We start from the raw sequence: 10,959 nt of genomic DNA, 5'->3' as shown, positions 1-10,959 counted from the left end.
TAACCGGTACACTGACCTCCATGTCCGTCGTGCTGCTGGATCCCAGGTTCCCCGCGATGCTGCCCGTCGAGGCGGTACCGCTGCTCGGTGATGACGTCTGCTACACCGAGGAGGTGCCGGTCCGCATCCGCTGGGTCATCGCCGACCTCGGTGGGCACACCGTCGACGACACCGACGTGATCGTCACCACCGACCTCGCCAACGAGGCCGTCGCCGAGCGCCTCGAGCGCGGCGACGCGCTGGTCAAGGCACCCAGCCTCCTGATGGAGATGGCCGGTGACCGGGAGATCGAGGCACCGGGGGCCGCCGAGGCGTCCGAGCCGGAGATCGACTACTCCGGTGGCGGCGTCGTGGACGGGGAGATCGTCGGCACGGACGACCACACCGCCGCGGTCGCCGGGCTGCGGCGCACCTCGCGCACCGAGGTCCCGTCCTCGGTGATCGACGAGGTCGAGGACGCCGTGGCGTTGATGACGCGCGCGATGCGTCAGGGGGAGTGGGAGCAGTCCCAGACCCACCGCAGCCTGCTGGCCTACCTGCGCGAGGAGACCGAGGAGCTCGCCGAGGTCGTCGACCGGCTCGAGGAGGCCGGCTCAGACCGGCAGGCCGACGAACAGGAACTGTGCCGCGAACTCGCCGACATCCTGCTGCAGGTGCTCTTCCACTCCGAGATCGCCAACCGGCGCGGCTCCTTCGACATCGGTCACGTGGCCGGTGCCTTCGTCGCCAAGATGCGCTCGCGTGCGCCGTACCTCTTCGAGGACGTGGAGCGTCCGGTGTCCCGCGAGGAGCAGGACCGGCTGTGGGCCGAGGGGCGTGCCGCCGAGGGCAAGGCGCCCTACAAGCCCGAACCCACCCCGGAGATCACAGGGGCCACCGGGCGGCAGGAACCGCACGCCTCCAGCTTCGCCGCGGTGCACACCCCTGAGGCCGACTCGCCGGCTGCACCTTCTGCCCTGTCGGCGGCCGAGGAGGTCATCATCCTGGCCCGCGGGTACGGGCTGCACGACTCGGAGATCCCCACCGACATCCGCTTCCCGATGATCGGGCTGGAGCGCGACGACGTCGGCGACTCCGACAACCGCCTGATCGGCGCGGTCGAGGAGTTCCGCCGGGAGCTGGAGCACCGCTTCAGCGACGCGCAGGCACAGGAGACACCGGAGGGCTGGGGGAAGTGACCCGCCGCACCGCGGTGGTGACCAGTCCCTCCCGCGGGGCGAAGAGGTAGACCAGCACGAAGATACCGGCCTGGACCAGCACGATGGAGCCGCCGGTGGACACGTCGAGGTGGAAGCTCGCCCAGATGCCGACGACCGAGCTGACCCAGGCCACGGCCGGGGCGATGAGCATCATGCGTCCGATGCGCCTGGTGAGCAGGTAGGCCGTGGCGCCCGGGGTGATCAGCAGGGCGACGACGAGGATCACACCCACCGCCTGCATCGAGGCGACCACCACCAGCGCCAGGCACACCATCACCGTCCAGCGGATCAGCCCGGTCGGCATGCCGACGATGCGGGAATGCTCGGCGTCGAAGGCCCAGGCGGTGATGTTGCGGCGCATCACCAGCATCACCACCAGGGCGACCGTGCCGAAGACGAGCACCTGCACCAGCGAGTCGTGGGTGATGCCGAGCAGGTTGCCGAAGAGGATCTCCTGCAGGTTCGTGCCCGCCGGGGTCACCGACGACAGCACCAGCCCCAGGGCGAACAGGGCGGTGAAGATCACGCCGATGGCGGTGTCGCCCTTCAACGTGGTGCGCCTACCCACCGCACCGACCATGCCGACGGCCAGCAGGGCGGCGATGAGCGCGCCCACGGCGAAGGGCCAGCCGAGGATGTAGGACACCACCACGCCCGGCAGCACGGCGTGGGACACCGCGTCGCCCATCAGCGACCAGCCGATCAGCACCAGCCAGCAGGACAGCAGCCCGGCGGTCACCGCGGTGACCGTGGCCACCAGCAGGGCACGCTGGATGAACCCGTACTGCAGGGGTTCCAGGAGCAGTTCGACCATCAGTGCACCATCCTGTCCAGCACGTCCGACGGGGCGCCGTGGGCGACCACGGTGCGCTGCAGCAGGGTGGCGGTGTCGCACATCCCGGGCACGGACGCCAGGTCGTGGGTGGCGATGAGCACGCACCGGCCGTCGTCGGCCAGGGTGCGCAACAGGTCGGAGACGGTGCGCTGGCTCGGCCGGTCCACGCCGGCGAAGGGTTCGTCCAGCAGCACCGTCGCGGCGTCCTGCGCCAGCCCGCGGGCGACGAAGGCGCGCTTGCGCTGCCCGCCGGAGAGCTGGCCGATCTGGCGTCCGGCGAGGTCGGTGAGGTCGGTGCGTGCCAGGGCGTCGTCCACGGCGCGGCGGTCGGCGGCACGGGGACGCCGCAACGGGCCCATGTGCCCGTGGCGTCCGGCGGTGACCACGTCGCGCACGCTCACCGGGAACGTCCAGTCGACCTTCTCGGACTGCGGGACGTAGGCGACGGGGCCGGGGACGCGCACCGTGCCGGCGTCCGGCCGGATGGAACCGGTGAGCACGCCGAAGAGCGTGGACTTGCCGGCGCCGTTGATACCGATCAGCCCGTGGACGGCGCCGGCGGGCAGGGTGAGGCAGACGTCCTGCAGGGCCTGGACCTGGCCGTAGGCCATCGAGACGTGCTGAAGCTCGATCGCCGGGGTCACCGTTCGCCACCTAGGCCGGCGACGATGGTGTCGACGTCGTGACGGATGAGGTCGAGGTAGGTCGGTGCGTCGCCGTCGGCGTCGGTCAGCGAGTCGACGTAGAGGGTGCCGCCGTCCTGCGCGCCGGTCTCGCGGATGAGCTGCTCCTTCGGGCCCGGGTCCACGGTGGACTCGCAGAAGACCGCCGGCACGTCGTTGTCGCGGACCACGTCGGCGGCGTCCCGCACCTGGGCCGGGGTGATCTGCGCCGAGGAGTTGACCGGCCAGATGTAGCTCTCGGTGAGCCCGGCGTCGGCGGTGAGGTAGCTGAACGCCCCCTCGCAGGTCTGCAGTACGCGCTGGTTCTCCGGCAGGTGGGCGAGGCCGTCGACGAGGTCGCCGCGCACCTCGTCGAGCTGCTCCTTGTAGGACGCCGCGTTGGCGCGGAAGGTGTCGGCGTCCGCCGGGCGGTGGTCGCTGAGGGCGTCGGCGATGTTGTCGACGTAGGCCGTCGCCAGGGTCGGGCTCATCCAGGCGTGCGGGTTCGGTTCGTCCGTGCCGGCGATCGGCAGCGGGTCGATGCCCTCGGTGACGGTGACACGGGTGGCGTCGGAGTCGGCGGTGAGCTTGTCGACCCAGTTCTCCAGCCCCAGCCCGTTGTTCAGGATCACCTCGGCGCCGGCGGCGGTGCGGATGTCGCCGGGGGTGGGGTCGTAGCCGTGGATCTCCGCGCCGGGGCGGGTCAGCGAGGCGACCTCGAGGGTGTCGCCGGCGACCTGCTGTGCCATGTCGGCCAGGATCGTGAAGGTGGCGAGCACCTCCGGGGTGTCGTCGGACGCTGCGCTGCTGCAGGCGGTGAGGCCGCAGGCGGCGGCCAGGACCGCGGCGGCGGGGGTTCTTCTCACGTGATTTCTCCATCTCGTTGTCATGAGTTCAATTCATTGAACTCTACATTTTAGAGTGGGGAACTCGCAAACATGCGCCGAAGCGGCGGTCGGGTGGAGGTCAGGGTGGGGTAAAGTCTCCGCCATGCATGTCACCGATCTGCCCGACCGGTCGCAGGACTACCTCAAGAAGATCTACGACCTCCAGGAGTGGGACCGCAGCGGCGCGTCCCTCTCCGTCCTCGCCGACGAACTGGGGCAACGTCGCTCCACCGCGTCCGAGGCCGTCAAGCGGCTGGTCGCCGAGGGTCTGGTCGTCCACGCCCCCTACGGTGACATCACCCTCAGCGACGACGGGCGCCGGCTGGCGCTGCAGATGGTGCGGCGTCACCGCCTGATCGAGACCTACCTGCTGCGCGAACTCGACTACGGCGTCGACGAGGTCCACGACGAGGCCGAGGTGCTCGAGCACGCCGTGTCCGACACCTTCATCGCCCGCATCGACACGATCATGGGCCACCCCGCCCGCGACCCGCACGGTGACCCGATCCCGGACGCCGAGGGCACCATCACCGCGCCCGAGACCCTGCCGCTGGCCGAGGCGACCGAGGGCCAGCGCCTGCTCGTCGACCGCGTGAGCGACCGCGACGGTGCGCTGCTGCGTTACCTGCAGGACAACGGCATCGCCCCCGGAATCCACCTGGTGGTCGGGGAGCGCCCCTACCCGGACATGGCCGTGCTGTCCGTCGAGGGGCGCGACGTCCAGCTCTCCGTCGCCTCCCTCACGGCGATCCTGTGCCGCGCGGAGGAGATGTGACGGCAGGGGGTTCAGGGAGTGCAGGACCAGAGCGGACCCGTCCCAGCGGACGTGCAGGCTGCGGTGGGTTCCTCGGCCTGGTCGCCACCGTCCTGCTGGTGGTGATCGTGGTCGGGGTCTTCCTCGTCGACGAACAGGAGCCCGAGGAGGAACGCGTCCCGGTGCCCGAGAACGTGCCCCCGGCCCGCGCGGTGACCGTGCACGACGTCGCCGCCACCGCCGAGACGCTCGACATGTCGGAGGAGCACCTGGAGGGCTACGTCTCCGGTGCGCAGACGGCCGCGAACGAGTTCCCGTCCTGCAACCTGGCGTGGAATACCCTGGCCGGCATCGGCTACGTGGAGTCCCACCACGGCACCTACGGTGCGGGCGCCGACGGCGGGCAGATCATCGGCCCGCGGCTGGACGGTTCGGGTAGCTTCATGGAGATCCCCGACACCGACAACGGCGAACTCGACGGCGACCCCGAGTACGACCGGGCGGTGGGGCCGATGCAGTTCCTCCCCGAAACGTGGGGGACCTACGGTGCCGGGGGAGACCCCCACGACATCGCCGACGCCGCCGCGGCGTCCGGCCGTCTGCTCTGCGGAAACGACCGCGACCTCGACACCGCCGACGGGTGGACCCGGGCACTGTTCGCCTACAACCGCTCCGAGGAGTACATGGTCGAGGTGCGCGACGCCGCGGCGAACTACGCACTCGGCCAAGCTGCCTGACGCGCCGGCGGCGGATAGGGCAGAATGGTGGTGTCTGATATCCACCGACATTCCCAGCCGAGGAGGCTGACAGCCACATGGCCGAAATCATGCAGATCATCGCCCGCGAAATCCTGGACTCCCGTGGTAACCCGACCGTCGAGGTCGAGGTCGGTCTGGACGACGGCTCCGTCGGCCGCGCCGCCGTACCCTCCGGAGCGTCGACCGGCGTCCACGAGGCCCACGAGCTGCGCGACGGTGGCGACCGCTACCTCGGCAAGGGCGTGCTCGAGGCCGTCCGCAACGTCATCGACGAGATCGATGAGGCCCTCGCCGGGCTCGAGGCCGACGACCAGCGTCTCGTCGACCAGGCGATGATCGAGCTGGACGGCACCCCCAACAAGTCCCGCCTCGGCGCGAACGCCATCCTGGGCGTGTCCATGGCCGTGGCCAAGGCCGCCGCCGAGTCCGCCGGCCTGCAGCTCTTCCGCTACGTGGGCGGCCCCAACGGCCACGTCCTGCCGGTGCCGATGATGAACATCCTCAACGGTGGCGCCCACGCCGACTCCGGTGTGGACGTCCAGGAGTTCATGATCGCCCCGATCGGTGCGGAGACCTTCAGCGAGGCCCTGCGCATCGGCGCCGAGGTCTACCACTCCCTGAAGAAGGTCCTCAAGGACAAGGGACTGTCCACCGGCCTGGGTGACGAGGGCGGCTTCGCCCCCTCCGTCGACTCCACCCGTGCCGCGCTCGACGTCATCGACGAGGCCATCTCCGCCGCCGGCTACACCCTCGGCACGGACGTCGCCCTGGCGCTGGACGTCGCCGCGTCCGAGTTCTACGAGGACGGCCACTACAACTTCGAGGGCGGCAAGCGCACCGCCGAGGAGATGGCCAAGGTCTACGGCGAGCTCGTCGACGAGTACGCCCTGGTCTCCATCGAGGACCCGCTGCACGAGGACGACTGGGAGGGCTGGGCCAAGCTCACCGCCGAGATCGGCGACAAGGTCCAGCTCGTCGGCGACGACCTCTTCGTCACCAACCCGGAGCGTCTGCGCCGCGGCATCGACGAGGACGTCGCCAACGCCCTGCTGGTCAAGGTCAACCAGATCGGTACCCTCACCGAGACCTTCGACGCGGTCGCCCTGGCACACAACTCCGGCTACAAGACCATGATGTCGCACCGCTCCGGTGAGACCGAGGACACCACCATCGCCGACCTGGCCGTCGCCCTGAACTGCGGCCAGATCAAGACCGGTGCCCCGGCCCGTTCCGAGCGCGTGGCCAAGTACAACCAGCTGCTGCGCATCGAGAGCTACCTGGAAGGCGCGGCCGTCTACGCCGGCGCTTCCGCCTTCCCGCGGTTCACTGCGAAGTAGTCCCGCGGCAACGGGCTAGTATCGTCCCCTATGGGAACGCGTGACCGGAGGGACCGGGAAGACACGAGACCGTCGGACGAGCGCGACAGCGCCCGGACCGACGGTCCCGGTCTGCCACGACCACGGTCCGTGGAGGGCCGTGACCGCCGTCAGCGTGAGGTGCGCCAGGCACCCCGCAAACTGGCCCGCTCCTTCGTGGAGCTGCCGAAGAAGGTCAACCCGCTGGTCACCGTCGCGGTGATCCTGGTGCTCGCCTTCGTCGCCCTGTCCGTGGCCACCCCGCTGCGCAACTACTTCCAGCAGCGCGCCGAGCTCGCCGAGGTCAACGCCACGATCGAGCGTCAGCTCGCCGAGCGCGACGACCTCAACGAGGAACTCGACCGCTACAACAGCGAGGCCTACGTGCGCGAGCAGGCCCGCACCCGCCTGGGTGTCGTGGAGCCGGGGGAGTCGGCCTTCCGGCTGATGGACCCGCGCATCGACACCAGCTCGCCGACCGACCCGGGCATGGAGAAGGACGACGCCGAGCCGGACCCCTGGTACACCCAGCTGTGGGGCTCGGTCGCCACCCCGGACGACGAGGACGACGGCTCCGCTGACGAGGGGCAGGACGGGGACTCCGACGGCGGTTCCGGTAATCTGCCGATTGACCCGGACCAGCCGGAGGACCCCGCCCAGGAGGGCGACCCGGACCTGCAGCGCGAACTGCAGGAGCAGCAGCAACAGCAACAGCAGGGAGCACAGTAGTGACTGATAGTACGGTCAGCGACGCCGACTACGAGACCATGTCCCGTCAGCTCGGACGCAAGATCCGTGGCGCGATCGAGGTCTCCTACCGCACCCCGGACGGCGCGCCGGCCGTGGTGAAGACCGCGCCGCGGCTTCCGGACGGCACCCCGTTCCCCACGCTGTACTACCTCACCGACCCGCGGCTCACCGCCGAGGCGTCCCGCCTGGAGGTCGCCGGCGTGATGCGCACGATGCAGGCGCGCCTGCGGGAGGACGCCGAGCTGGCCGCCGACTACCAGGCCGCCCACGAGCACTTCCTCGCCGAGCGCAACGCCATCGAGTCCCTGGGCACCGACTTCTCCGGCGGCGGCATGCCCGACCGGGTGAAGTGCCTGCACGTGCTCATCGCCTACGCACTGGCAGAGGGGCCGTCGCGGGTGCGCCTCGGCACCGAGGCCGTGGCCCTGGCCGCCGCGCACACCCCGAAGCTGTCCGGCACCGCCATCCCCGCGGACTGGCCGACGCCCGAAGACCTCGGCACCTCCATCGACGCCGCCTTCGACGAGCACGTCGACGAGATGACCTACGACCGTTCCGACGACCGTTCCGACGAGGAGAAGTAATGACCGGCACCTTCGCCGCCATCGACTGCGGCACCAACTCCATCCGCCTGCTGATCAGCGAGGTGCAGGAGGACGGTTCCCTGCGGGAGATCAACCGCGACAACATCATCGTGCGCCTCGGCCAGGGTGTGGACGCCACGGGACGTTTCGCCGAGGCCGCGTTGGACCGTGTCGACGAGGCGCTGGGCGTGTACGCCGACCGGATGATCATGAACGGTGTCACCGACGTGATGATGGGGGCGACGTCGGCAACGCGTGACGCGGAGAACCGTGAGGACTTCTTCGCCATCACCCGCCGTCACCTGGGCCGCGTGGCCCCCGGTGTGCAGGCAGAGGTCGTCTCCGGGGTGCGCGAGGCGCAGTTGTCCTTCGCCGGCGCGGTGGCGGACCTGGGTGAGGTCGACGGGCCGGTCTGCGTGATCGACCTGGGCGGCGGATCCACCGAGTTCGTCGTCGACGCGTACGGCGACGGTGCGGGCCAGGCGTACTCGGCGGACATGGGCTGCGTGCGGCTCACCGAACGCTACCTGCACTCCGTGCCGCCCACCGACGAGGAGATCAGCGAGGCGAGGGCCTACGTCGACGGGCTGATGGAGACCGTGGAGGAGAACGTGGACCTGGGGTCGGTCACCCGCGTGGTCGGCGTGGCGGGCACGGTGACCACCGTGGCCGCGATCCAGAAGGGGCTGACCGAGTACAACCCGGAGCAGACCCACATGTCGGAGCTGGACCTGGAGGAGTTCCGGTCCACGGCTCGTTCCCTGCTGGGGGAGACCGTGGAGCAGCGGCGTGGACATGCGGCGATGCACCCGGGCCGTGCGGACGTGATCGGTGGCGGTGCGATCGTCATCGACGCCTTCGCGTCCCGCTTCCTGGACCGGGGCCTGACGTCGATCACGGTGAGTGAGAAGGATATCCTCGACGGTATCCTCGCCGAGGTCATCGAGCGCAACAGTTAGCGCGCTCCCGCCCCTATAGCCCAATTGGCAGAGGCAGCGGACTTAAAATCCGCGCAGTGTCGGTTCGAGTCCGACTGGGGGCACCGAATTTTCCCGGCGGGCCGCGCGGACCCACGGTAGCGTGCACGATCCGGTCTTTTCGTGCCGAGAATCGGGCGGATCCGGCACGCGACGCGGGGTCACCCCGCGGGCGCCGGGGGCGGCCGGGGCGTCGACTCGCCCGGAAGTCCACGTAGTGCCGTCGGACCCGCCGTGCCCCGTCTATGCTGTGAGATCGTGTCCACCGCCGCGATCGTCCTCGTCCTCGCCGTCCTCATCGGGGCGGTTCTCCAGCGGATCACCGGTATGGGCGTCGGGCTCATCGCCGGGCCCGTGCTGTCCGTCGTCCTCGGACCCGCCGCCGGCGTCACCGTCGTCAACGGACTGTCCACCGTCAACGCGGTGAACAACGCCTGGGCGGTACGCAAACGCACCGACTGGAGGCGTTTCGCCTTCCTCGCCGGGGGACTGGTGCTCGGCTCGCTGCCGGCGGTGTTCGTGGTCATGATGATCGACGGCCCGTGGCTGCTGATCACCGTCGGTGTGCTCGTGCTCCTCGCCCTCGCGGTGACCATGTTCCAGCCCGACCAGGCCCGGCTGTCCGAGCACTCCCGGGTCCCGATGCTCATCGCCGGTGCGGCCGGCGGGTTCATGAGCACCGTGGCCGGTATCGCGGCGCCGGCGTTCACGGTCTACGCCCGCCTGACCGGCTGGGACTACCGGGACTTCGTGGCCACGTTGCACCCGGTGATCATGGTCGCCAACACCCTGTCGTTCCTGCTGAAGATCGTGATCCTCGGCGGACTCGACGTCGGCGGTCTGCCCTGGTGGCTGTGGGCGGTCACCATCGCGGCGATCTTCGTCGGCGCCTGGTTCGGCGACCGGCTCTACGACCGCATCTCCAGCGAGGGCACCAGGAAGATCGCCACCGTGCTCGCCTTCGCCGGCGCCGTGACCCTGGTGGTCAACGGCGTCCTCGCGCTGGGGTAGGGGGTCAGTCGACCGTGGCGACGTCGCCGCCACGGGAACCGGCGGCGGTCTCGCGCAGGTTCGGGATCACCGCGGCGAACTGCCCGAGCAGCTTCGTCAGGTCCTGACCCTCGCCGACCATCGTCAGGTTCGCACCCGTCAGGCCCTCGGCCATGGCGGTGAAGATCTCCGGCAGCTGGTCGACGACCTGCTTGTCCAGGATCACCCCGTTGTTGGACGCCACGGCCTCCGCCTCCGTGCGCAGGGCGGTGGCCTTCGCCTCGGCGTTGATGCGGGTGCGCTCGGCCTCCGCCTCGGCCGGCTTGATGACCTCGGTGACCAGCTCCTGCTCACGCAGCGACGCCTGCGACTGCGCCAGACGGGCCTGTTCCTCGGCCACCTCACGGTCGGTGACCGCCCGACGCTGGGCCAGGGCGGCCTGCGCGGCGATGACCTGCTCCTGGGCCTCGGCCTCGGCGCGCGGTCCCGCAGCGTCCGCCTCGGCCTTCGCTGCGGCGATCTCCTTGGTGTTCTCGGCGACCTTGGTGTCCGTCTCGCGCTGGAAGTCGGACTTGCGGCGCTCGGACTTCTGCTGCTCCTCGGCGATCTCCGCGTCGCGCTGGGCCTCGGCCACGGCACGCTCACGCTGTACGCGGGCGAGCTCGGGGGCGGACAGGGCCTGGATGTAGCCGTTCGGGTCGCTGATCGAGTTGATCTGGAAGCTGTCGATCTGCCAGCCGAAGCGCAGCATCCGCGGCTCGGCGTTGGAGAGCACCTGGCTGGCCAGGGCGGTGCGGTCGGAGATCATCTCCTCCACGGTGAGCTGCCCGATCATCGCGCGGGTCTCACCGGAGAAGATGTCCTGCGCGGTGGACACGATCTGGCCGGTGTCGACGCCCAGGAAACGGTTCGCGGCCTCGATGACGCTGTTCTTCTCGGCGGTCACGGAGAAGACCACGGAAGCCTCGACGTCCACGTCCACGTTCTGCTTCGACTGGGCGCGCACCGCGATGTTCACGGTGTTCGCGCCGATGTGGAAGCGCTGGACCCGGTGCAGCACCGGCACCGACCAGGCGCCGCCGCCGATGACCACCCGGTAGGGGTTGTCGGGCTTGCGGGCGATCATGCCACCGGTGATCAGCAGGGCCTCGGTGGGCTTGGGGACGTCGTAGAGCATACTTCTCTCTTTCGTGAGGAATGTGTGGAGA

At 70.0% G+C, this 10,959-nt stretch carries 12 protein-coding genes and 1 tRNA gene; 9 read left to right on the top strand and 4 right to left on the bottom strand.

Annotation, left to right across the window (positions count from 1 at the left end):
- Positions 1 to 20: 20 nt before the first annotated feature.
- Positions 21 to 1,178, top strand: a complete 1,158-nt coding sequence (locus ACT3TD_RS09370) for a MazG nucleotide pyrophosphohydrolase domain-containing protein (protein ID WP_301443152.1) — start codon at positions 21 to 23, stop codon at positions 1,176 to 1,178.
- On the opposite strand, the gene ACT3TD_RS09365 is transcribed toward ACT3TD_RS09370, so the two are convergent.
- Genes ACT3TD_RS09365 through ACT3TD_RS09355 form a run of 3 tightly spaced genes read right to left on the bottom strand, consistent with a single transcriptional unit; the run spans position 1,132 to position 3,562 of the window.
- Complete coding sequence (locus ACT3TD_RS09365) at positions 1,132 to 2,013, bottom strand: metal ABC transporter permease (protein WP_301443153.1); 882 nt, start codon at positions 2,011 to 2,013, stop codon at positions 1,132 to 1,134. The genes ACT3TD_RS09370 and ACT3TD_RS09365 overlap by 47 nt on opposite strands.
- Positions 2,013 to 2,645 (bottom strand): metal ABC transporter ATP-binding protein, encoded by a 633-nt coding sequence (locus tag ACT3TD_RS09360; RefSeq protein WP_441579769.1) that lies wholly within the window; start codon positions 2,643 to 2,645, stop codon positions 2,013 to 2,015. The genes ACT3TD_RS09365 and ACT3TD_RS09360 overlap by 1 nt, the downstream gene beginning before the upstream one ends.
- A gap of 29 nt (positions 2,646 to 2,674) precedes the next feature.
- Positions 2,675 to 3,562: a metal ABC transporter substrate-binding protein gene (locus ACT3TD_RS09355; RefSeq protein ID WP_301443155.1), complete on the bottom strand. Its 888-nt coding sequence runs from the start codon at positions 3,560 to 3,562 to the stop codon at positions 2,675 to 2,677.
- 124 nt (positions 3,563 to 3,686) lie between these two features.
- Here ACT3TD_RS09355 and ACT3TD_RS09350 point away from each other — a divergent pair, with 124 nt between their 5' ends.
- The 8 genes from ACT3TD_RS09350 to ACT3TD_RS09315 all read left to right on the top strand — a co-directional run bounded on the left by ACT3TD_RS09350 (position 3,687) and on the right by ACT3TD_RS09315 (position 9,772).
- On the top strand, positions 3,687 to 4,358 hold the full coding sequence (locus ACT3TD_RS09350; RefSeq protein WP_301443156.1) for a metal-dependent transcriptional regulator: 672 nt from the start codon (positions 3,687 to 3,689) through the stop codon (positions 4,356 to 4,358).
- 77 nt (positions 4,359 to 4,435) lie between these two features.
- Positions 4,436 to 5,074: a hypothetical protein gene (locus ACT3TD_RS09345; RefSeq protein WP_441579768.1), complete on the top strand. Its 639-nt coding sequence runs from the start codon at positions 4,436 to 4,438 to the stop codon at positions 5,072 to 5,074.
- Positions 5,075 to 5,151: 77 nt separating this feature from the next.
- Positions 5,152 to 6,432 carry a phosphopyruvate hydratase gene (eno, locus tag ACT3TD_RS09340; protein WP_301443158.1) on the top strand — a complete coding sequence of 427 codons (1,281 nt, stop codon included), beginning with the start codon at positions 5,152 to 5,154 and terminating at the stop codon, positions 6,430 to 6,432.
- Between the two features lie 30 nt (positions 6,433 to 6,462).
- On the top strand, positions 6,463 to 7,179 hold the full coding sequence (locus ACT3TD_RS09335; protein WP_441582454.1) for an FtsB family cell division protein: 717 nt from the start codon (positions 6,463 to 6,465) through the stop codon (positions 7,177 to 7,179).
- A 38-nt stretch (positions 7,180 to 7,217) separates the two neighbouring features.
- Entirely contained in the window at positions 7,218 to 7,784 is a 567-nt protein-coding gene (locus ACT3TD_RS09330; RefSeq protein ID WP_444615060.1) for a DUF501 domain-containing protein, read from the top strand.
- Positions 7,784 to 8,743 carry a Ppx/GppA phosphatase family protein gene (locus ACT3TD_RS09325; RefSeq protein WP_441579778.1) on the top strand — a complete coding sequence of 320 codons (960 nt, stop codon included), beginning with the start codon at positions 7,784 to 7,786 and terminating at the stop codon, positions 8,741 to 8,743. The genes ACT3TD_RS09330 and ACT3TD_RS09325 overlap by 1 nt, the downstream gene beginning before the upstream one ends.
- A gap of 9 nt (positions 8,744 to 8,752) precedes the next feature.
- A tRNA-Leu gene (locus ACT3TD_RS09320) sits at positions 8,753 to 8,826 on the top strand.
- Positions 8,827 to 9,019: 193 nt separating this feature from the next.
- Positions 9,020 to 9,772 (top strand): sulfite exporter TauE/SafE family protein, encoded by a 753-nt coding sequence (locus ACT3TD_RS09315; RefSeq protein ID WP_301443083.1) that lies wholly within the window; start codon positions 9,020 to 9,022, stop codon positions 9,770 to 9,772.
- 4 nt (positions 9,773 to 9,776) lie between these two features.
- Here ACT3TD_RS09315 and ACT3TD_RS09310 read toward each other — a convergent pair whose 3' ends face one another.
- Positions 9,777 to 10,928 carry an SPFH domain-containing protein gene (locus ACT3TD_RS09310; protein WP_441579779.1) on the bottom strand — a complete coding sequence of 384 codons (1,152 nt, stop codon included), beginning with the start codon at positions 10,926 to 10,928 and terminating at the stop codon, positions 9,777 to 9,779.
- Between the last annotated feature and the right edge of the window lie 31 nt (positions 10,929 to 10,959).

Origin of the sequence: Corynebacterium sp. AOP36-E1-14 (assembly GCF_052377495.1) — a bacterium.
Classification (GTDB): domain Bacteria; phylum Actinomycetota; class Actinomycetes; order Mycobacteriales; family Mycobacteriaceae; genus Corynebacterium.
This window is presented reverse-complemented; position numbering and strand designations above follow the sequence as displayed.

Coding starts and splice junctions, on each gene's coding strand:
- ACT3TD_RS09330 (WP_444615060.1), top strand. CDS start 7,218: ATGTCCCGTCAGCTCGGACGCAAGATCCGTGGCGCGATCGAGGTCTCC.
- ACT3TD_RS09365 (WP_301443153.1), bottom strand. CDS start 2,013: ATGGTCGAACTGCTCCTGGAACCCCTGCAGTACGGGTTCATCCAGCGT.
- ACT3TD_RS09335 (WP_441582454.1), top strand. CDS start 6,463: ATGGGAACGCGTGACCGGAGGGACCGGGAAGACACGAGACCGTCGGAC.
- ACT3TD_RS09310 (WP_441579779.1), bottom strand. CDS start 10,928: ATGCTCTACGACGTCCCCAAGCCCACCGAGGCCCTGCTGATCACCGGT.
- ACT3TD_RS09325 (WP_441579778.1), top strand. CDS start 7,784: ATGACCGGCACCTTCGCCGCCATCGACTGCGGCACCAACTCCATCCGC.
- eno (WP_301443158.1), top strand. CDS start 5,152: ATGGCCGAAATCATGCAGATCATCGCCCGCGAAATCCTGGACTCCCGT.
- ACT3TD_RS09360 (WP_441579769.1), bottom strand. CDS start 2,645: ATGGCCTACGGCCAGGTCCAGGCCCTGCAGGACGTCTGCCTCACCCTG.
- ACT3TD_RS09370 (WP_301443152.1), top strand. CDS start 21: ATGTCCGTCGTGCTGCTGGATCCCAGGTTCCCCGCGATGCTGCCCGTC.
- ACT3TD_RS09350 (WP_301443156.1), top strand. CDS start 3,687: ATGCATGTCACCGATCTGCCCGACCGGTCGCAGGACTACCTCAAGAAG.